This window comes from Corynebacterium sp. UMB6689, from assembly GCF_030215295.1.
Classification (GTDB): domain Bacteria; phylum Actinomycetota; class Actinomycetes; order Mycobacteriales; family Mycobacteriaceae; genus Corynebacterium; species Corynebacterium aurimucosum.
Genome location: NZ_JASOLS010000002.1, coordinates 187,135 through 205,577, shown reverse-complemented (window position 1 = coordinate 205,577; position 18,443 = coordinate 187,135). Strand labels below are relative to the sequence as shown.

Annotated in this window: 15 protein-coding genes and 1 pseudogene; 9 read left to right on the top strand and 7 right to left on the bottom strand. The window is 60.3% G+C overall.

The features are described 5' to 3' along the window. Positions 1-63 precede the first annotated feature (63 nt). The 4 genes from QP363_RS01910 to QP363_RS01895 form a co-directional block, all read right to left on the bottom strand. The gene (locus QP363_RS01910) at positions 64-720 is read right to left on the bottom strand and encodes a 50S ribosomal protein L25/general stress protein Ctc (protein WP_284762133.1); all 657 of its coding nucleotides are present in this window, start codon (positions 718-720) and stop codon (positions 64-66) included. Between the two features lie 211 nt (positions 721-931). Continuing rightward, positions 932-1,906, bottom strand: a complete 975-nt coding sequence (locus tag QP363_RS01905; protein WP_284762131.1) for a ribose-phosphate diphosphokinase — start codon at positions 1,904-1,906, stop codon at positions 932-934. Between the two features lie 24 nt (positions 1,907-1,930). Continuing rightward, complete coding sequence (gene glmU, locus QP363_RS01900) at positions 1,931-3,394, bottom strand: bifunctional UDP-N-acetylglucosamine diphosphorylase/glucosamine-1-phosphate N-acetyltransferase GlmU (protein ID WP_284762129.1); 1,464 nt, start codon at positions 3,392-3,394, stop codon at positions 1,931-1,933. A 65-nt stretch (positions 3,395-3,459) separates the two neighbouring features. Then, positions 3,460-4,719, bottom strand: a complete 1,260-nt coding sequence (locus tag QP363_RS01895; RefSeq protein WP_049154283.1) for a hypothetical protein — start codon at positions 4,717-4,719, stop codon at positions 3,460-3,462. A gap of 70 nt (positions 4,720-4,789) precedes the next feature. Here QP363_RS01895 and QP363_RS01890 point away from each other — a divergent pair, with 70 nt between their 5' ends. Beyond that, positions 4,790-6,424 (top strand): multicopper oxidase family protein, encoded by a 1,635-nt coding sequence (locus QP363_RS01890; protein WP_049154285.1) that lies wholly within the window; start codon positions 4,790-4,792, stop codon positions 6,422-6,424. Positions 6,425-6,499: 75 nt separating this feature from the next. On the opposite strand, the gene QP363_RS01885 is transcribed toward QP363_RS01890, so the two are convergent. Beyond that, positions 6,500-7,264, bottom strand: a complete 765-nt coding sequence (locus QP363_RS01885; RefSeq protein ID WP_284762127.1) for a DUF4352 domain-containing protein — start codon at positions 7,262-7,264, stop codon at positions 6,500-6,502. Between the two features lie 114 nt (positions 7,265-7,378). Between QP363_RS01885 and QP363_RS01880 the strand changes: the two are divergent. From QP363_RS01880 to QP363_RS01860, 5 genes and pseudogenes are all read left to right on the top strand, one after another. Beyond that, positions 7,379-7,528 (top strand): annotated as a pseudogene (locus QP363_RS01880) (IS30 family transposase); the annotation flags it as partial. Between the two features lie 164 nt (positions 7,529-7,692). Further along, the gene (locus QP363_RS01875; RefSeq protein WP_193394643.1) at positions 7,693-8,412 is read left to right on the top strand and encodes a trimeric intracellular cation channel family protein; all 720 of its coding nucleotides are present in this window, start codon (positions 7,693-7,695) and stop codon (positions 8,410-8,412) included. 222 nt (positions 8,413-8,634) lie between these two features. Further along, on the top strand, positions 8,635-9,243 hold the full coding sequence (locus QP363_RS01870) for a TetR/AcrR family transcriptional regulator (RefSeq protein WP_070646275.1): 609 nt from the start codon (positions 8,635-8,637) through the stop codon (positions 9,241-9,243). A gap of 12 nt (positions 9,244-9,255) precedes the next feature. Beyond that, on the top strand, positions 9,256-12,894 hold the full coding sequence (gene mfd, locus QP363_RS01865; RefSeq protein ID WP_284762154.1) for a transcription-repair coupling factor: 3,639 nt from the start codon (positions 9,256-9,258) through the stop codon (positions 12,892-12,894). Continuing rightward, a complete protein-coding gene (locus tag QP363_RS01860) occupies positions 12,894-13,376 on the top strand; it encodes a hypothetical protein (protein WP_070447088.1) in 483 nt (160 codons plus the stop codon). Before mfd ends, QP363_RS01860 begins: the two co-directional genes overlap by 1 nt. On the opposite strand, the gene QP363_RS01855 is transcribed toward QP363_RS01860, so the two are convergent. Further along, a complete protein-coding gene (locus QP363_RS01855) occupies positions 13,373-14,860 on the bottom strand; it encodes an amino acid permease (protein ID WP_070646282.1) in 1,488 nt (495 codons plus the stop codon). The genes QP363_RS01860 and QP363_RS01855 overlap by 4 nt on opposite strands. Positions 14,861-14,941: 81 nt before the next feature. Here QP363_RS01855 and QP363_RS01850 point away from each other — a divergent pair, with 81 nt between their 5' ends. Next, positions 14,942-15,559: a MazG nucleotide pyrophosphohydrolase domain-containing protein gene (locus QP363_RS01850; protein ID WP_284762123.1), complete on the top strand. Its 618-nt coding sequence runs from the start codon at positions 14,942-14,944 to the stop codon at positions 15,557-15,559. Here QP363_RS01850 and QP363_RS01845 read toward each other — a convergent pair. Continuing rightward, entirely contained in the window at positions 15,556-15,978 is a 423-nt protein-coding gene (locus tag QP363_RS01845; protein WP_284762120.1) for a hypothetical protein, read from the bottom strand. The genes QP363_RS01850 and QP363_RS01845 overlap by 4 nt on opposite strands. A 239-nt stretch (positions 15,979-16,217) precedes the next feature. On the opposite strand from QP363_RS01845, the gene QP363_RS01840 reads away from it, so the two are divergent. Beyond that, positions 16,218-17,009 carry a hypothetical protein gene (locus tag QP363_RS01840; protein WP_070447075.1) on the top strand — a complete coding sequence of 264 codons (792 nt, stop codon included), beginning with the start codon at positions 16,218-16,220 and terminating at the stop codon, positions 17,007-17,009. Positions 17,010-17,151: 142 nt separating this feature from the next. After that, entirely contained in the window at positions 17,152-18,429 is a 1,278-nt protein-coding gene (gene eno / locus QP363_RS01835; protein WP_070447074.1) for a phosphopyruvate hydratase, read from the top strand. Positions 18,430-18,443: the final 14 nt, after the last annotated feature.

The window sequence follows — 18,443 nt, the reverse complement described above, 5'->3', positions numbered from 1 at the left end:
CGCGCCCGCCCCCAGGAAAGCAGGGGCCAGGCGCGGTGCGCTAAATAGGTGAGGGGGGAGGATTTACTCCTCGTCCTTCTTCTCCTCGGAAGCTCCCTCATCGGTGGACTCGGCGCCAGCCTCAGCGCCGCCTTCCTCGGCAGCCTCAGCGGCAGCCTCGACGTCCTCATCAACCTCCGGCTCGGAGATGGAGACGATGACGGTGTCTTCCTCGGCCACGAGGGTGGTGCCCTCCGGCAGGGTGATGTCGCCAGCGGTGACCACGGTGCCATCCTCGAGACCCTCGATGGACACGGCGATCTCTTCCGGAATGTTGAGTACGTCGGACTCGACCAGCAGCACGTCGGCATCCTGGATGAACATGAGGCCCGGAGCCGGCTCGCCCTCGATGGCGAGCGGAACCTCAACCTCAACCTTCTCGCCACGCTTAATGGAGAGCAGGTCGATGTGGTCGATGTCGAAGGTCAGGACGTTTTGGTCGATGTGCTTGACCATGACGAGGTGCTGCTCGCCCTCGAGCTCCAGCTCGAACACGGCGTTAACACCTTGGTTACGGACGACTGCGGTCATTTCCAGACGGTCAACGGCGAAGTGCAGAACGTCGACGGCGTGGCCGTAGACAACGCCCGGGACCTTACCGGCAGCGCGCAGACGGCGAGCGAAGCCCTTGCCAAACTCAGAACGGACTTCAGCCTTCACTACGGGGCGCTCAGAAGCCATAAGTAAATCTCCTTAAAAGTATCGTTGTGCGGCAAGGGCTGTTGAAGGACCGTGTAGATACGACAAAAGCCTGCCGATGGACGTCTTGGACGAGTCATCGCAGGCTTAAATACAAGATTCACTGCTTAACTTGTGCTATCGCGTCGATAACGGATTTCTCCCTCGCCGAGACGCAGAAGATTTTAGCAGCAGCGTTGTCGCAGAACCAAATCTAGTGAGTCTCAAACAGCGTGGTCACAGAACCGTTCTCGAAAATCTCGTGGATGGTGCGGGCCAGCAGCGGGGCGATGGACAGCACCGTAAGGTTGTCCCAGCCCTCGGTGGACTGCGGCAGGGTATCGGTGGTGATGACCTCTTCAGCGCCGCACTCGGACAGGCGCTCGCGAGCCGGGTCGGAGAAGACACCGTGGGTACAGGCAATAACCACGGACTTGGCGCCGGCTTCCTTGAGCACGCGGACTGCGCCCGCGATGGTGCCGCCGGTATCAATCATGTCATCGAGCAGGATGCAGTCCTTGCCCTCCACGTCACCGACGACGCGGTTAGACACAGTCTTGTTGGCTTCGGTGGTAGAGCGGGTCTTGTGAACGAAGGAGAGTGGAGCGTCACCAAGCTCGTGTGCCCACTTCTCCGCCACCTTCACGCGGCCGGCGTCGGGGGAGACCACTGCCAGGTTGTCCATGGGGTACTTGGACTTGATGTAGTCGGTCAGGATCGGCATCGCGTGCATGTGATCAACCGGGCCATCGAAGAAACCCTGGATCTGGTCGGTGTGCAGGTCCACGGACACGATGCGGTCGGCACCGGCAGCGGCCAGCAAGTCTGCCACTAGGCGGGCGGAGATAGGCTCGCGGCCCAGGTGCTTCTTGTCCTGGCGTGCGTACGGGTAGAAGGGCAGGATGGCGGTGATGCGCTTGGCGGAGCCGCGCTTGAGCGCGTCAATCATGATGAGCTGCTCTACCAGCCACTTGTTGAGCGGCTGGGTGTGGGACTGCATCACGAAGCAGTCTGCACCACGGACGGACTCCTCGAAGCGAATGAAGATCTCACCGTTGGCGAAATCGCGGGCGGTGGTCGGAACCAGATCGGTTTTGAGCTCCTTGGCCACAGCCTCAGCCAACGCCGGGTGAGCGCGCCCGGTGAAGAGCATCATGTTCTTGCTGCTGCCGGTAACCTTGCCAGTCATCAGTAGATATCCCTTTACTTGTCGTTAGTTAGTGGTCTGGTCGTCAGCCTTGGCGTCCTGTGCCTTGTCGGCTGCTTCCGCTGCCGGCGTGCCCGGGCGCTTCTTTTGTACCCAACCTTCGATGTTGCGCTGCTTGCCGCCGGAGACCGCGAGCGCTCCCGGGGGAACGTCGTCCTTAATTACTGTACCCGCACCGGAGTAGGCGCCATCACCGACGGTAACGGGAGCAATGAACATGGTGTCCGAACCGGTGCGCACGTGGCTGCCGATGGTGGTGTGGTGCTTGTTGACGCCGTCATAGTTGACGAAGACAGAGGAGGCGCCAATGTTGGAGTAGTCACCCACGGTGGCATCGCCGATATAGGTCAGGTGGGGAACCTTGGTACCGCGGCCAATCTGGGCCTTCTTCGCCTCGACGAAGCCGCCCAGCTTGCCTTCTTCACCCACGATGACGCCGGGGCGGATGTAGGTGAACGGGCCAATCTGCGCATTGCTACCAATGACGGAGTCGAAGCCGTGCGTGCGCACCACGCTGGCGCCTGCTCCGACCTGCATATTGGTCAGGGTGGTGTCGGGGCCAATCTCGGCGCCATCGGCGATGGTCGTCGCACCCCACAGCTGGGTATTGGGGTGAATCACAACGTCCTGGCCAATGGTCACGTTGACGCCGATCCAAGTGGTATCGGGATCAACGATGGTGGCGCCGCCGCGCATGGCTTCCTCGACCACACGGCGGTTGAGAAGGCGGCCGGCCGCGGCCAACTGCACGCGGTCGTTGACACCGGAGAGCTCCTCCGGATCAGCAGCAACGTACGCGCCGACGCGGTGGCCGGCCTCGCGGGCGATCTCCAGCACATCGGTGATATAAAGCTCACCCTGGGCGTTATCGGAGTTGAGCTTCGTCAGGGCGTCGCGAAGCACAGCCCCATCGAATGCGAAGACGCCGGAGTTGACCTCGCGCACCGCGCGCTGCTCTTCGGAGGCATCCTTCTGCTCCACGATGGCGGTGACAGAACCATCCTCGGCGCGCAGCACGCGGCCGTAACCGGTGGGATCCTCCAGAGTCATGGACAGCACGGTCACGGCGTTAGCTTCGCCGGTGTGGGCCTCATACAGCTGACGCAGGGTCTCCGGGCGTAGCAGGGGAACGTCACCGTTAGTCACGATGACGGTGCCATCGAAATCAGGCAATGCACTCAGGCCGCACTGCACGGCGTGGCCGGTACCGTTCTGCTCTTCCTGGATGGCCTGGGAGACCGCGCAGTCCAGCTCCTCGGAGATGGCATCGACGGCAGGGGAGACCTGGTCGCGCTGGTGGCCCACGACGACCACGAGGTGCTCTGGGTGCAGGCCAGCGGCTGCGTGGAGGGCGTGGCCGAGAAGTGACCTCCCGCCAATCTCATGCAACGTCTTCTGGGTTGAGGATTTCATGCGGGTACCTGCGCCTGCTGCAAGGACGATGGCGGCGCAGTTAGTTACTTCAGCCACGAGTGTGTGCTTCTCCTGTGATTGGGGATGTCAGGACTTACTTTTTTCATCATAACGTGTACGTCCTATTTTCCGCGTGATACCTCCGGAAGTGCACGGGCACGCCATGCTCCAAGTAGTCCGATGCTGGCCAGGAATAAAATGGCCGCCGAGGGGCCAGCCAAAGCGATCACGGCGGAGATACCGCCGATTACGAGGAGGATGACACCCATCATGGTGTTTGCGGCCCCGACGTAGCGGGTGCGTTTATCCTCGCCCGCCATATCCACCACATAGGTCTTGCGCGCTACGCGAATGGCAGCGTGCGCCAGGTTGACCAGGAAAAATCCGAGGGGAAGCGCCCACATGCTTACCGCTGTCGGTGCCCACGCCGCACAGGCCACGATGGCCAGCAAGATGATCGCCGCGGCACCTGCGGCCCAGGACATGACCAAGCGCGACGACTTATCAGAGAGCACACCGGATACACGGCCGCCCACGAGGCTGGCCAAGCCCGAGGCCAAGACGAAGCCACCGAGCCCACTCAAAGCCTGCGAGCCGATGCTCTGTGAAAGCACCACGATGAAGGAGGTGGATAGGGCAGACACCAGCAGCAGGGCGCGAACGTTGACGAAGCTGCGGAAGCGCGCATCCTGGGTGTATAGCTGCCAGGTATCCTTCCACCAGCTGCGGTTCATACCTTCCCGGCCGGAGTTTTCTGGCACCGGCTCCTCGATGCCGCGAAAGACCGCTGCCGCCAGGAACCACGTGGCTGCGCCGATGGCCAGCAACGCCGCCAAACCCCAGCGCGGGAGCTCACCTAGTACAGCGAGGATGACGCCAGTAATAAGGGTGACTGCGCCGCCGAGCTGTGTAGCGTGACCGGTCACCACTCCGCGGTGCCCCTTGGAGATGGTGCGGCCTTGCACGTCCTTGCCGGTCAGCGAACACAGCGCGCGGAGTACGGCAAGCGCCGCAAGGGCGAGGCAGACGATGAGGCCGAGGAGGGGGCCTTCGACAAGCACGGCAGCCGCCGCGATGATCGCCGCGCACAGACCCTGGCCCACCGAGCCCAGCACCCACAGGCGCTTGCGAGCTGGGTGGGTGAGCACCCACGGAGTCCAGGCGGCTTGGGGGAGCATGGAACCGGACTCGCGCAAGGGCACCAGCAGGCCGGTGAAGAAGCCTGGGACCCCGGCCACACTGAACAGCCAGGGCAGGACTGTCTTTCCAGAGAGCAATTGATCGCCCACGCCCTGCAGGCCGTTCGACCAGACGAAGCGGCGGGCATTGGCGGACTCGTTGGAGGGTGAGGAGCCGTGGGGAGATGCAGAACGCGAAGCCATGACTGTGATCTTAAGCCCGGCTCGGCCTTATCTGGGTCCTAAGGTTCACCTGATCTCTATCCTGGGAGGCATGTCTATCTCCGCTCGCCCTACAGTATCCCGCCGTATGTTCGTCCAGGGTTCCGTGCTCACTGTCGCCGGTGCCGCCGTGATGGGGCTGAGCGCCTGTTCCACCTCGGGATCGAAGAATCAGCCGGAGCCGCTGGGCTACGACGGCGAGCCGCGCGCTCTGCCCATCCCGCCCGTGGAGGAAGGAGAGGTTGTCGACGGCACACGCGTATTCAAGCTCACCGCCCAAGATGGCTACTCGGAGATCCTCCTCGGCAACGACCGCACGCGGACGTGGGGCTTCAACGGCGCCTTCCTGGGGCCCACGCTGCGCGCCCGTCGCGGTGAAAAAGTCCGCGCGGAGATCACCAACGACCTTATTGAAATGACCACGGTGCACTGGCATGGCATGAAGCTGCCAGCCTACTCGGATGGCGGCCCGCACTCGCCGATTGAGGTGGGCAAGACCTGGAAGCCCGAGTGGGAGATCATCCAACCCGCGGCCACGCTGTGGTACCACCCGCACCCGCACATGGCCACGGCCACGCATGCCTACCGCGGGTTGGCGGGCATGTTCCTTATCGACGATGATGTTGCCGATGACCTCGACATTCCACAGGACTACGGTGTCGATGACATCCCGGTAGTCATCATGGATGCCAAGTTCACCGATGACGGCCAGATTGATGAAAAGAGCGATAACACCCTGGGCCTTCTGGGTACCACGCCTCTGGTCAACGGCATCACCAATGCGCGCTTCGACGCCACCACGCGCCGGGTCCGCCTGCGCCTGCTCAACGGCGCTTCGATGCGCTTCTACACACTGGAGCTTACAAACGGCCCCTTCCACATCATCGCCACGGACACGGGGCTTCTCGACGCCCCCGTGGAAGTCGACTCCCTCTTCCTCGGCCCCGGCGAGCGCGCCGAAATTATCGTGGACCTGGAGCCCAGCAAAGAAGTGCAGCTGCGCTCGGTGCCGCGCAAGGATAACTTCGGGGTGCCCAAAGACAAGGATGCGGCTGACTTCGGCTTCCAAGATTCCTTCGACCTGCTCACCATTTCCGGGCCGGAAGAGTCCGCGCCCGAAGCCCCCGCCCTGCCGGCAACGCTTGACCCCGCTGCGGCGAAGACCCCGTCCACGCAGGGCCTTGAAGAGCGTGAGTTCGTGCTCAACACCTTCATGATCAACGGTGAGCAGATGGACATGGCACGCGTGGATACCGTCATCGACCACGATGCCCCGGAGATCTGGACCGTGACCAATGAGAACTCTGATTGGCCGCACAACTTCCACATCCACAACGCCCGCTTCAAGGTTCTGGACTGGGACGGCGATGAGAAGATGGATGTCTTCAATTCTGGGTGGAAAGACATTGTCAACCTTCCGCCGAAGGTGACCGCACGCCTGCTGGTGGAGTTTGGCCATTTCCCGGATAAGACCATCCCGTACATGTACCACTGCCACATGCTGTTGCATGAGGACGAGGGAATGATGGGGCAGTACGTCATGGTCAACAAAGGTGAAAAGCCCGACGTGCGCGTGAAGCCCGCCGCCTTAGTTTTCGACCAAACCGCCACCGCGCACTCTGCTCACGCGGGCCAGGTGGTGGACTCCTCCCGCAGCCCCTATGCGACGCCGGAGGCGAAGGCCTAACCAAGAACCAAATTAAGCCTCAGCGGATGGAAAAATCTGGCTAATATCAGAGGCCCGGTTTCGTATACTTGCGCACTAGCTGCGTACGTCGATGGAGGCAAGCTTGTTTCCACTCACGTTGTCAGCCCTGTCGTCGTATGCAAAAGCTACGGGTGTGAAGTCGTCGGGAACCTCGAATACCCAGGTATATGGCGTGGAGAATCCGGGGCCGATGGAATTGTTCTGCACATCCCGGTTGGCTTGAACGCGCCAATGGTCATCGAGCGGGGTGTACATTCGACCTTCCTGGTCAGCGATCCAAGCGAACATACTGAAATCGGCGTCGAATGGGGTTTTCCCTTCATTGAAGACCGTTCCGGAAACGATGACGAATTTTGCACCCTCGTTCTTAGGAGCTTCCATGGCGGTATCAGGTGCACCCGGATTGAATTCTTTAGTTCTCAGTTCAACGTTGGGAGCGAACTCGACGGAGTCAATGATGACTTTTTCGTTTCCGCTCATGGCTGGTTCGCCGAGCTTGGGGAGTTCGTCGAGGGTGCCTCCAGTGGTGCTGTCTTCCTGTGTATTTGAGGTGTCGGCATCGTTCGCTTCTCCGGATTGTGAAGAGGCTGGCTCTACAGAGGCTGCGGAAACCTGTTCCTCTTTAGATCCAGTGAATGCGTAGGTGGCTCCTGCACCAAGTGCTACACCGACTAGGGCAGCGGCTGGAACTATCCACCATGCAGGTTTGGGGGTCTTCGGCTGGGCTGCCGTGCTCGAATCAACTGGCTGTGGTGTGTTGGAAAAAGGATTTTGTCCTAGTACCTGTTGTGGCTGTTGCTGTGCATCGTTAGGAGACATGACTTACCTCGAGAGAAGAGAGTGAACAAATTCTTAACAGTGTAAACCCACTGCACTGCGTTTCTACTATCAAGACAGCAGTGAGCACCACAGAAGGAAGAGGGGCCGGTTCTACAAAAAGGCACCGACTTTGCCACCGTCACACCCGAACATGTCGCGTGGGTACAAAATGAGCTCAACGAAACACCCCGACAAATCCTCGGCGGCGCAACCCCACGTGAAATACTTAACGAACTATTCAAGCGTGGCGCATCCACCGCTTGATTCCGCCCTGCATGTCTGCACTTCCACGTCTGCACTTTTGGGAATAGCGGCCACCAAGAGGGGGACGAGTAGGGCGCTCTGGGACGACACGAGCCTGGCGATAGTGTGAACTGAAACAAATCCACCATCAATATGTGAGCAGTGCGCTATGGTCAGTATCTGTGATTCAGGACGTCGACCCGCTCATCCATTCCCTATACCAAGTCTTTGACCTCATCGGTGTGGTGCTTAACGGCATTATTGGCGGCACGATTGCACGCCGTAGGGAATTCGACATCATTGGTTTCGTCTTTCTGGCGCTCTTTTCGGCGCTGGCGGGCGGCATGATTCGTGACATGCTGATCTCGCACGGTCCGGCGGCCGCTATCTCTGATCCGTGGTATCTCACTCTGGCGTGTGTGGGTGCGCTCATTGCCTTCTTGACGGACCTGAAAGGCAAGGCCTGGGAAATCTTTCTTGAGCATGCGGATGCCGTCATCTTGGGGGTGTGGTGCACGACTGGCTGCGTGAAGGCTCTGGCCTACGGTATGCCGTTTATCGCCTGCGTTTTCTTAGGCGTTCTGACCGCCGTGGGCGGCGGTATGGTGCGCGATGTTGCTTCCGGTCAGATTCCCTCGGTCTTTGGCGGTAGCCCGCTCTATGCCGTGCCGGCTGTGCTCACCGGAATCGTGATGGCGTCCTTCGCCCACTTCGATAAGTTTGCCCTCGGTATGATCATCTCGCCCTTCGTGGGCTTTGGCCTAGCAGTGATGGCGTATTGGCGCGGGTGGGTGCTTCCGCGAGCCGGTATTGCTCCCTTGAACTACACCGCAGCCCAGGTGGCATCGATTGCGCGGAGGGCTGAAACTAGGGGCTTTCGACGGGGGCGCAGAAAACGAAAATAGCTTCCCCACCAGGACTCGAACCTAGAATGACGGTACCAAAAACCGTAGTGTTGCCGATTACACCATGGGGAAACTGCGCACATATTATGAGCGCTGGAGGACATATTACATGACAGGTGTGGGCCAAACCTAAACAGGTGCCCGAGACTTTTGGGCGCGCGGTTAACGGCCGACTTTTAGCTGGTGCGGGCCATGTCCAGTGGGGGAGATACAGTAGAAGGCATGGTTCGACAAAGGATGACCGGGCGTGAGCGCCGTGAGCAGTTGATCTCCATAGGACGTGCGGCCTTCGCAGAACGTGGCTTCGAAGGCGCCAGCGTTGAGGACATTGCAGCACGCGCTGGTGTGTCCAAGCCGGTGGTCTATGAGCACTTTGGAGGCAAGGAAGGCCTCTATGCTGTCGTCATCGACCGCGAGCTTGTCGCGTTAGAGAAGGTTGTGACGGATTCACTGCAGACAGGGTCGTGGCGCGAGCGCATCGAGCAGGGGGTCGTCGCCTTGCTGACCTACGTGGAGGAGGAGACCGATGGTTTCTTGATCCTCGTGCGTGACTCCAAGCCAGGGGAGGAGCGTAGTTTCTCCACGCTGTTGAACACGGCGGTAAATCAGATTGCGCACATCCTCGGTGAGGCCTTCGAACACCGTGGTCTCGACCCCGAGCTGGCAGTGCTCTACGGCCAGGCGCTCGTCGGCATGGTGGCCACCACGGCACAGTGGTGGCTGGACGTGCGCGAGCCTTCGCGGGAGACCGTCGCAGCACACATCGTTAACTTGTGCTGGAATGGTCTTTCCGGCATGGAAGCAGCACCGAAGTTGAAGGGAGCTAAGTAGGTGGCAACGCCGATGCTGGGCGGGCTGCTCAAGGTAGCCGCCTCAGATCCGAAACTTAAAGGCCTCGCCTCCCAAGTGGGGGAAGCCTCATTGCACATTACTGGCATTGACCAGGCGCGCCCGTGGGCGATCGGTACGCTGGCACACCATGCGCCGGTGCTGGTGGTGACTGCCTCCGGGCGTGAGGCGGAGGACCTCACCGCGGAGCTGACGGCCATGCTGGGGGATAAGGTCGCCTACTTCCCAGCCTGGGAGACGCTTCCACATGAGAGGTTGTCGCCGGCCCCGGATATCGTCGGCAAGCGCGCGCGTGTGCTCGACCTGGTGGGGGCGGGCAAAGCCCAGGTGGTGGTGACCTCTGCCCGCGGGTATTGCCAGCCCATCCTGAGCAAGGTGGAGGGGCGTGCACCCATCTTCCTGAAGGAAGAAGATGAGCACGAGCTTTCTGATATCCTGTCGGAGCTGGAGTTTCGCGCCTATAAGCACGTGGATATGGTGGCCAAGCGCGGTGAATACGCCACGCGCGGCGGAATTCTCGATGTTTTCCCCACCACCTCGGATTACCCGGTGCGTGTGGAGTTCTGGGGCGATGAGATTACGGATATTCGCCAATTCTCCGTGGCGGACCAGCGCGCCATCCCGGAGATTGAGGTCGGCGAGGTTGCCATCTATCCCGCCCGGGAGCTGCCGATCACTAATGAGGTCGCCGCACGTGCCCGCGAGTTGGCGCAGAAGTTCGGCGGCAATGCGGCGCTGGCAGAACTGTTGACCAAAGTAGGGGAGCACATCCCGGCTGAAGGTATGGAAGCTGTGCTGGCGGTGCTTGCCGCCGAGCCCTTCGTCACCCTCCCCGAGCTCCTTGCAGCAGGCACCCATGTGTTGCTCGTGGCACCGGAAAAGATCCGCACCCGCATTGCAGACCTGGAATCCACCGATGCGGAGTTCTTGGCTGCCGGCTGGGAGGCTGCTGCGATGGGCGCGGATGGTCCACTGGCGGCCGAGGGCTTGGACACCTCGGCGTCGAGTTACCGCTCCTATGAGTCGTTGGAGGCGACGTGCCGGAGTATCGAGTCCCCGCTGTGGACTTTTGCCCCGCCGGGGATGTTCGCCGCCGCCGAATCGGAGACCCTGCCACTGGACTTTGAGCCCGGACCTACTCCGCGTGGTGATATCCCAGAGATTGATGCCATGATGGCGCAGCTTCTGGCGCACACCACCGCCGGCGGACGTGCCGCCTTCATTGCCCCTGCGCAGGGTGCGATCAAACGCATGGTGGAGCGCTTCGCGGAAAAGGGCATTCCCACCAAGGTGGCCACTCCTGGGTGGGAGCCGAGCCCTGGTGAGGTCACCCTCTACCAGGCCTTGTCCCATGCGGGTCTGGTGTTCCCGAAGGTGCGTAAGCTCAAGGACGCTGAGGTGTTGCCGTTGGTCGTCATCACGGAAACGGATCTCACGGGTAACCGTGTGGGCGATATTGCGGGGGCGAAGCGTCGCCCAGCAAAGCGCCGCAACCGCGTGGATCCCCTCGCCTTGAAGCAGGGCGACTACGTGGTGCATGAGACCCATGGAATCGGTAAATTCCTCAAGATGGCCGAGCGCACCGTCCAATCCGGTGATGAGACCTCCCGCCGCGAGTACATCGTGCTGGAGTATGCGGCATCCAAGCGCGGGCAGCCTGCCGACCAGCTGTGGGTACCCATGGATTCGCTGGACCTGCTAAGCAAATACACCGGCGGTGAGGCACCGACGCTGTCCAAGATGGGCGGCTCGGATTGGAAGAACACCAAGAAGAAGGCGCGCGCCGCGGTGCGCGAGATCGCCGGTGAGCTGGTGGAGCTTTATGCCAAGCGCCAGGCAGCACCGGGCCACCAGTTTGGGCCCGATACCCCGTGGCAGGCGGAGATGGAGGATAACTTCCCCTTCATCGAGACGGAAGACCAAATGCTGGCCATCGATGCCGTCAAGGAAGACATGGAATCCACGGTGCCGATGGACCGCGTGGTCGTCGGTGATGTGGGCTATGGCAAGACCGAGGTGGCAGTGCGCGCAGCCTTCAAGGCGGTGCAAGATGGCAAGCAGGTGGCGGTCCTTGTGCCCACGACCCTGCTGGCGCAACAGCACGCCGATACCTTCCGCGAGCGCATGCAGGGCTTCCCAGTGGATATCGAGGTGCTCTCGCGCTTTACTTCGGCCAAAGAGTCCAAGGAGATTCTCGCCGGTTTGGCGGATGGTTCCGTGGATATCGTCATCGGCACACACCGCCTGCTGCAAACAGGCGTGCACTGGAAGAACCTAGGCCTCATTGTGGTGGATGAGGAGCAGCGCTTTGGCGTGGAGCACAAGGAGCACATCAAGGCGCTGAAGGCCAGCGTGGACGTGCTCACCATGTCCGCGACCCCGATTCCGCGCACCTTGGAGATGTCCATGGCGGGCATCCGTGAAATGTCTACGATTTTGACCCCACCGGAGGACCGTCACCCGGTCCTGACCTATGTGGGTGCGTACGAGGATAAGCAGGTGGCCGCGGCTATCCGCCGTGAGCTGCTGCGCGACGGCCAAGTCTTCTTCATCCACAACAAAGTCGCTGACATCGAAAAGAAAGCCCGCGAACTGCGGGACCTAGTGCCGGAGGCGCGCATCGTCGTCGCGCATGGCCAGATGAACGAGGACGTGCTTGAGCGCACCGTCCAAGGTTTCTGGGACCGCGAATTCGACGTCCTGGTGTGTACCACCATCGTGGAAACCGGCCTGGACATCGCTAATGCGAATACCCTCATCGTGGAAAACGCTCACCACATGGGTCTATCCCAGCTGCACCAGTTGCGCGGGCGCGTGGGCCGCTCCCGCGAGCGCGGCTACGCCTACTTCCTCTACCCGAAGGGCGCCACGCTGACGGAGACTTCCTATGACCGTCTGGCCACCATCGCCCAGAACAACGATCTGGGCGCGGGCATGGCCGTGGCTATGAAGGACCTTGAGATGCGCGGTGCCGGCAACGTGCTGGGCGCCGAGCAGTCCGGCCACATCGCCGGCGTGGGCTTCGATCTCTACGTGCGCCTCGTCGGCGAGGCCGTAGAGACCTTCAAAGCGCTTGCCCGCGGTGAGACCCCCGTGGTCACGGACGAAGGGCCAAAGGAAATCCGCATCGACCTGCCGGTGGACGCACATATTCCGGAGTCCTATATCAACTCCGAGCGGCTGCGCCTGGAGGTTTACCGCAAGCTTGCAACGTCCAAGGACAACGCGGACCTGGCACACGTGGTGGAAGAAATGCAGGACCGTTACGGGCCTGTCCCGGAGCCTGTGGAACGCCTTCTCGCGGTAGCGCGCCTGCGCCACCAGGCCCGCCGGGCCGGGGTCAGCGATATTACCGTGCAGGGCACCCGCATCAAGGTTCACCCGGTGGAGCTGGCGGATTCCAAACAGGTACGCCTCAAACGCCTCTTCCCGGGCTCCAATTACCGCGCGGCGGCCAAGGCCATCCAGCTCAACTTCCCCAAGGCCGGCCGCAATGTCACTGACCCCAAGCTGCGAGACATTGAACTCCTGCAGTGGATGGCGGATTTCTTGGCATCGATGTTCGAACTCGAGCGCGTTGACGTCAGCGGTGCTAAGACTAAAAAGAACGTCATTAGCGTAGGAGAAAAATAATGAACGCCGCGAACAACCACAGTGGGCCGAGTAGAGCTAATCCCCGAATCATCATGATGGTGGTGTGGATGTTCGCGGCGTTGTTCAGTATCCCCGTCTCCCTGGTTATCAAGTTCAGCGGTGAGAATGGCGGCTGGCTCACCTTCATGTTGGTGATGTTTGGGATCTTCCTAGTTGGCATTTGGGTGTTGCTCGGGTTACTCCCGCTATTTATCCGCGCTGATTACCCAAGCCGGTTGGAGTGGGCGTGGGTGTCAATGGCATTGCTGTTTATCGGCTTCATTGTGGGCAATGCCAACCTGCCCGATTTCGGGGATATTGGGCCAGCCACCGTGCCGACGTGGTGGTCCGGCAACGAGGAAGCGGCCGAAATTACCGGCGGCATTTTCCTCGTTATCAGCGCCATCGGCCACGTGCTCTGGCTGACCAGCTGCATCGCGTATGCAGTACTGTCACATCGCTCGGAACCCGAGGCCTTCTAAAGCACCAAACGGCCGGTGCCCAAGCCCCACACCGCGGCCACCGCGCCGATAATCACCAGTGCCACCACGAACCACTCAAAAGTGTTGAATACGCGTTCCTTCTTGTACAGGCGGGTAGCCACGTAAGGAATCATGCTGGGGACCACGGCCAGTGCACCAAGCAGCACGTAGACCGGGTCAGCAGCGTAGATGAGCCACAGTGAGTAGATGAAGGCGACCAAGCCGATGAAAAAGTGTCGGCGATTTTCGCGGCGGCTCACCTCCGGGCCCGAGATGTCGAAACGCACCCCGGCATGTGGGTGCGTTAGGCCCTTGCCGCGCACGGCCAAGAGAACTAGGTACAGCGAGGAGAAGATGTAGGGCAGCAGGTACATGATTGTAGCTAGCTGCACCATGGCGTTATAAGAGGTCTCGTTGAGGAAAAAGATAATGACGAAGAGCTGAATCGTCAGCGTGGAAATCAGCTGCGCTACCCATGGCGCGCCGGCAATGTTCACGGTGCCGATCTTGCGGGGGAGAAGGCCATCGACAGCCATCATGACGATCGGCTCCGCGCACAGCATCTGCCAGGACACGTAGGCACCAAGCACAGAAAGGCACAGACCAAGCGAGATGAGCGCACCACCCCATTCACCTACGGCGGCGGTGAGCACGGAGGCCATCGAGTTATCCGGCAGCGCGGCGAGCTCCTCCTGGGTGAGTACACCGAAGCTCAGCGTGGACACGGAGACCAGCAGCGCCAAGACGCTGATGAAGCCGATGACGGTGGCACGGCCGACGTCGGAACGGGTGCGGGCCTGCTTCGAGTACACGGATGCACCCTCCACACCGATGAAGACCCACACGGTAAAGAGCATGATGCCCTGTACCTGCTCGAAGAGGGACTTATCGGAAGTCTTGCCCCAGATATCCAAGGTGAACTTGTCCCAGCTGAAACCCACGAAAGCGAGGATGATGATGAAGGCCAGGATGGGCACAATCTTGGCTACGGACGTCACCATGTTCATGATGGCCGCCTGCTTAATCCCGCGTGCGAGAACAGCAAAGATACCCCAGGACAACAAAGACACTGCGATGGCAGAAACCCAGCGGTGGTCGGCGTCAAAGAAAGGGACGTAGTGGCCGATGGTGTTGAAAAATAGGGTGGCGTAGCCCACCTGCGCCATCACGGAGCCGAGCCAGTAGCCCCAACCAGAGGTAAAGCCGATGAAATCACCCAAGCCGGCACGGACATAGGAGTACACGCCGGAGTCGAGATGTGGCTTGCGGTGAGCCAGGATCTGAAAAACGAAGGCAACAGAGAGCATGCCCACGCCAGCGATGAGCCAGCCGATGAGCATGGCACCAGGGCCGGCCACGGAGGCGATGTTTTGAGGAAGAGAGAAGATACCGGCGCCCACCGTGGAACCGATGATGAGCGCGACGAGCGTCCACAGCGTCACGGAGTGCGTGCGCGGCGATTCGGTGAGATTGGAAGTGGTCATTGGTTAAAAATACCCCTTTAGGCGGGATTTTGTGCAACTGCAGCGAATGTTCATAGGGCCCGGGACCTATACTCGTTGCTTATGACTGTCCTGTTGTTAGATCCGCGCTGGCCCACCCTAATACCCATGGAGGCCGTTGGAAAACTGCAGGGACCTGTTGTTTTTACCGATGAAGTTCCTGTGAAAGTTCGCTGGGACTTCGACCAGTTACTGAGCGGTGAGGATCCTGCAGGCCACGGTGTTGTGGTGAGCACGGACCCCTCCCATCCGCAGGTGCGCGCGCTTATCGACGCCCACGCGGAGCTCATCCTCGCTCCTTCCTTGGAGGATCCGATGTGGCAGGCGCGCGAGGTGATGATGCGCGCGCGGCGCATAGGGGAGTGGGAGCGCGATCAAACCCACGAGACCCTGCTGCCATATATGGAGGAAGAGTCCGCTGAGTTTGCAGAGGCAGTGCGGGAACATGTTTCGGATGCTGAGCTGCTTAAGGAATTGGGCGATGTCTTCCTGCAGATCCTCTTCCACGCCGAAATCGCGGCACGCCGTGGGGCCTTCAACCTTGATGATGTTGCGATGTCTTTCGTCAACAAAATGCGCTCCCGCGCGCCCTACCTTTTTGATGGCTCAGAGGACATCGTGGGGGTAGAGGAACAGGAGCGCCTGTGGGCTGAAGGTAAGGCCCGAGAAAAGAAGGACTAGTCCTTCTGGATCATGGAAGATAGCAGGGGAGCATAGTCAGCAATCTTGGAGGATAGACCCGTGCCGCCGGTGGCGATGGTGTCTTCCTTGACAATCTTGCACTCGAGAGCGCGGTCAGCGGTCTGGCCGGCGTACTTCACCGCGGCAAAGGCCAGCGGGCCGAGTTCCTCGGTGGTGCCCAGTGCAGTGAGGTTCTTCGAAAGCTGGTTGCGGGTGGTATCCGGAGTCAGAAGCTCGACTTCAGTGCTTCGATCGATGAGTGTGAGGGTGCTGCGCAGGGCGTTGCAGTCAGCGGACTGGATGCCCTGGGAAAGGAAGCCGCCCAGCTCAGTGAGGGAAGCGGCGGAGGCGGTAGCGGGTGCGATGGCACCCAGAGTAACAATGGCGGAAGCAGTAGCGAGGATACGACGGATGGACATGGAACTCCTTGACTAAGAGAAAAGCACGTTTCTAGAACGGACAGTGATAGAACGTGGAGCACCAGCGGGGCCTCGGCTCTCTGTTCAACGCTGCAGTGTAGCGCAGAATGTTACGCGTGGGAACATTTTGACATAACTTTTGTTTCGCAAATTTCGTAGGTCGTGCCTATATAGTCGCCTCGTTGCGCCCTCTGTGTCGCTAGACCCCCTTCGCGCAACGGGCTGTAGGATTCACTTTTATGACGCAGGGGCTTAGGAGGATCGGGGGCTGTGGCCTTGGAATTGTCTTAGCCATCATTCTGATCATTTCCCTGGTGGCCTGGAGTCTTTCCTTCCTGGATAAGCCATCCCCGTTCCGGCAGCTTTCCCCTGTCCCAGAGGATCTTCCACCGGTCGGCGGGGCAGAAGTGCCCAATATTGATGTCGACGGTCCGGGGCGCACGGCGGATAAATTGACGTGGTGGTCCGACCAGCTTGCTGATGCCACCAGCATCCCCGATCAAGCCTTGCGGGCCTATGGCAATGCGGAGTTGATTGCGCGGGAGTCCTGGCCGAACTGTAATCTGCGCTGGAATACCCTTGCGGGGATCGGTTGGGTTGAAAGCCGTCACGGGACCTATAACGGCAACCTCTTTCACCGTTCTACACTCGATGAGAACGGCTACCCCGACCCACCCATCGTGGGTATACCTCTCGATGGTACGAACAACACCACCATGGTTCCGGATAGTGATGGCGGCGTGATTGACGGCGATACCGACTTTGATCGCGCCGTCGGACCGATGCAATTTATCGCTTCTTCGTGGGAGCATTTAGGTCGTGATGCCAATGGCGATGGGGTGGCTGATCCCAACCAGATTGATGATGCTGCGCTAGGTGCCGCCGCATTGTTGTGTTTTGGGGATAGGGACCTTTCCACGCCGGAAGGCTGGCGCTCAGCCGTCCTCAACTACAACCAATCGGAGGACTACCTGCGTAAAGTGGCGGCAGCGGCGAATTCCTACGCCATTGAACAGCCTGCGACGTCCTAGTCTCTTCCTAGATCTTTGTCACGTTGTCCGTTTAAGCCCGACACGTTCCGAAGTTTTCTGGAACAATTGGCTGCAGGTGGTTTGGGAGCACCTCCCAGAACACAAACCAAGATCAATTTGGCTCTATAGGAGTGAAAGCAGCATGGCTGACATCATCCACGTAATGGCACGCGAAATTCTTGATTCCCGCGGCAACCCCACCGTTGAGGCTGAAGTCTTCCTCGACGATGGCGCACGCGGTGTCGCCGGCGTTCCGTCTGGCGCTTCCACCGGTGTTCACGAGGCTCACGAGTTGCGCGACGGTGGTGACCGCTACTTGGGCAAGGGCGTTCTTAAGGCCGTTGAGAACGTCAACGAAGAGATCGCTGATGAACTTGCCGGCTTCGAGGCCGATGACCAGCGTCTCATTGACCAGGCCCTGATCAAGCTGGACGGCACTGAGAACAAGTCTCGCCTCGGCGCCAACGCCATCCTGGGCGTTTCCATCGCAGCAGCTAAGGCCGCTGCCGAGTCCGCTGGCCTGCCGCTCTACCGTTACGTCGGTGGCCCGAACGCCCACGTCCTGCCCGTTCCTATGATGAACATTCTCAACGGTGGCTCCCACGCTGACTCCGGCGTGGACGTCCAGGAGTTTATGATCGCTCCGATTGGCGCAGAGTCCTTCTCCGAGGCGCTGCGTCAGGGCACTGAGGTTTACCACGCACTCAAGAACGTCATCAAGGACAAGGGCCTGTCCACCGGTCTGGGTGACGAGGGTGGCTTCGCTCCGTCTGTCGAGTCCACCAAGGCAGCGCTCGACCTCATCGTTGACGCAATCAAGAAGGCTGGCTTCGAGCCGGGCAAGGACGTTGCTCTGGCACTAGACGTTGCTTCCTCCGAGTTCTTCAAGGACGGTAAGTACCACTTCGAGGGCGGCGAGCACACTGCTGAGGAGATGGCCAAGGTTTACGAGGAGCTCGTTGCTAAGTACCCGATCGTGTCCATTGAGGACCCGCTGCAGGAAGATGACTGGGAGGGCTACACGAAGCTCACCGAGACTATCGGTGACAAGGTTCAGATCGTCGGCGATGATTTCTTCGTCACCAACCCGGCACGCCTCCAGGAGGGTATCGACAAGAAGGCTGCTAACGCTCTGCTGGTCAAGGTCAACCAGATTGGTACCCTGACCGAGACCTTTGATGCCGTCGAGCTGGCTCACCGCAACGGCTACCGCACCATGATGTCCCACCGCTCCGGTGAGACCGAGGACACCACCATTGCTGACCTCGCAGTCGCCCTGAACTGTGGCCAGATCAAGACGGGTGCTCCGGCCCGCTCTGAGCGCGTAGCCAAGTACAACCAGCTGCTGCGTATTGAGCAGGAGCTGGGCGATGCCGCTGTTTACGCCGGCCGCTCCGCATTTCCGCGCTTCCAGGGCTAAGTTTGCCACTAGCT

Excerpts from the sequence above, each read along its gene's own strand:
- QP363_RS01910 (WP_284762133.1), bottom strand. The coding sequence starts at position 720 with ATGGCTTCTGAGCGCCCCGTAGTGAAGGCTGAAGTCCGTTCTGAGTTT.
- QP363_RS01905 (WP_284762131.1), bottom strand. The coding sequence starts at position 1,906 with ATGACTGGCAAGGTTACCGGCAGCAGCAAGAACATGATGCTCTTCACC.
- QP363_RS01895 (WP_049154283.1), bottom strand. The coding sequence starts at position 4,719 with ATGGCTTCGCGTTCTGCATCTCCCCACGGCTCCTCACCCTCCAACGAG.
- QP363_RS01890 (WP_049154285.1), top strand. The coding sequence starts at position 4,790 with ATGTCTATCTCCGCTCGCCCTACAGTATCCCGCCGTATGTTCGTCCAG.
- QP363_RS01885 (WP_284762127.1), bottom strand. The coding sequence starts at position 7,264 with ATGTCTCCTAACGATGCACAGCAACAGCCACAACAGGTACTAGGACAA.
- QP363_RS01870 (WP_070646275.1), top strand. The coding sequence starts at position 8,635 with ATGGTTCGACAAAGGATGACCGGGCGTGAGCGCCGTGAGCAGTTGATC.
- mfd (WP_284762154.1), top strand. The coding sequence starts at position 9,256 with ATGCTGGGCGGGCTGCTCAAGGTAGCCGCCTCAGATCCGAAACTTAAA.
- QP363_RS01860 (WP_070447088.1), top strand. The coding sequence starts at position 12,894 with ATGAACGCCGCGAACAACCACAGTGGGCCGAGTAGAGCTAATCCCCGA.
- QP363_RS01855 (WP_070646282.1), bottom strand. The coding sequence starts at position 14,860 with ATGACCACTTCCAATCTCACCGAATCGCCGCGCACGCACTCCGTGACG.
- QP363_RS01850 (WP_284762123.1), top strand. The coding sequence starts at position 14,942 with ATGACTGTCCTGTTGTTAGATCCGCGCTGGCCCACCCTAATACCCATG.
- QP363_RS01845 (WP_284762120.1), bottom strand. The coding sequence starts at position 15,978 with ATGTCCATCCGTCGTATCCTCGCTACTGCTTCCGCCATTGTTACTCTG.
- QP363_RS01840 (WP_070447075.1), top strand. The coding sequence starts at position 16,218 with ATGACGCAGGGGCTTAGGAGGATCGGGGGCTGTGGCCTTGGAATTGTC.
- eno (WP_070447074.1), top strand. The coding sequence starts at position 17,152 with ATGGCTGACATCATCCACGTAATGGCACGCGAAATTCTTGATTCCCGC.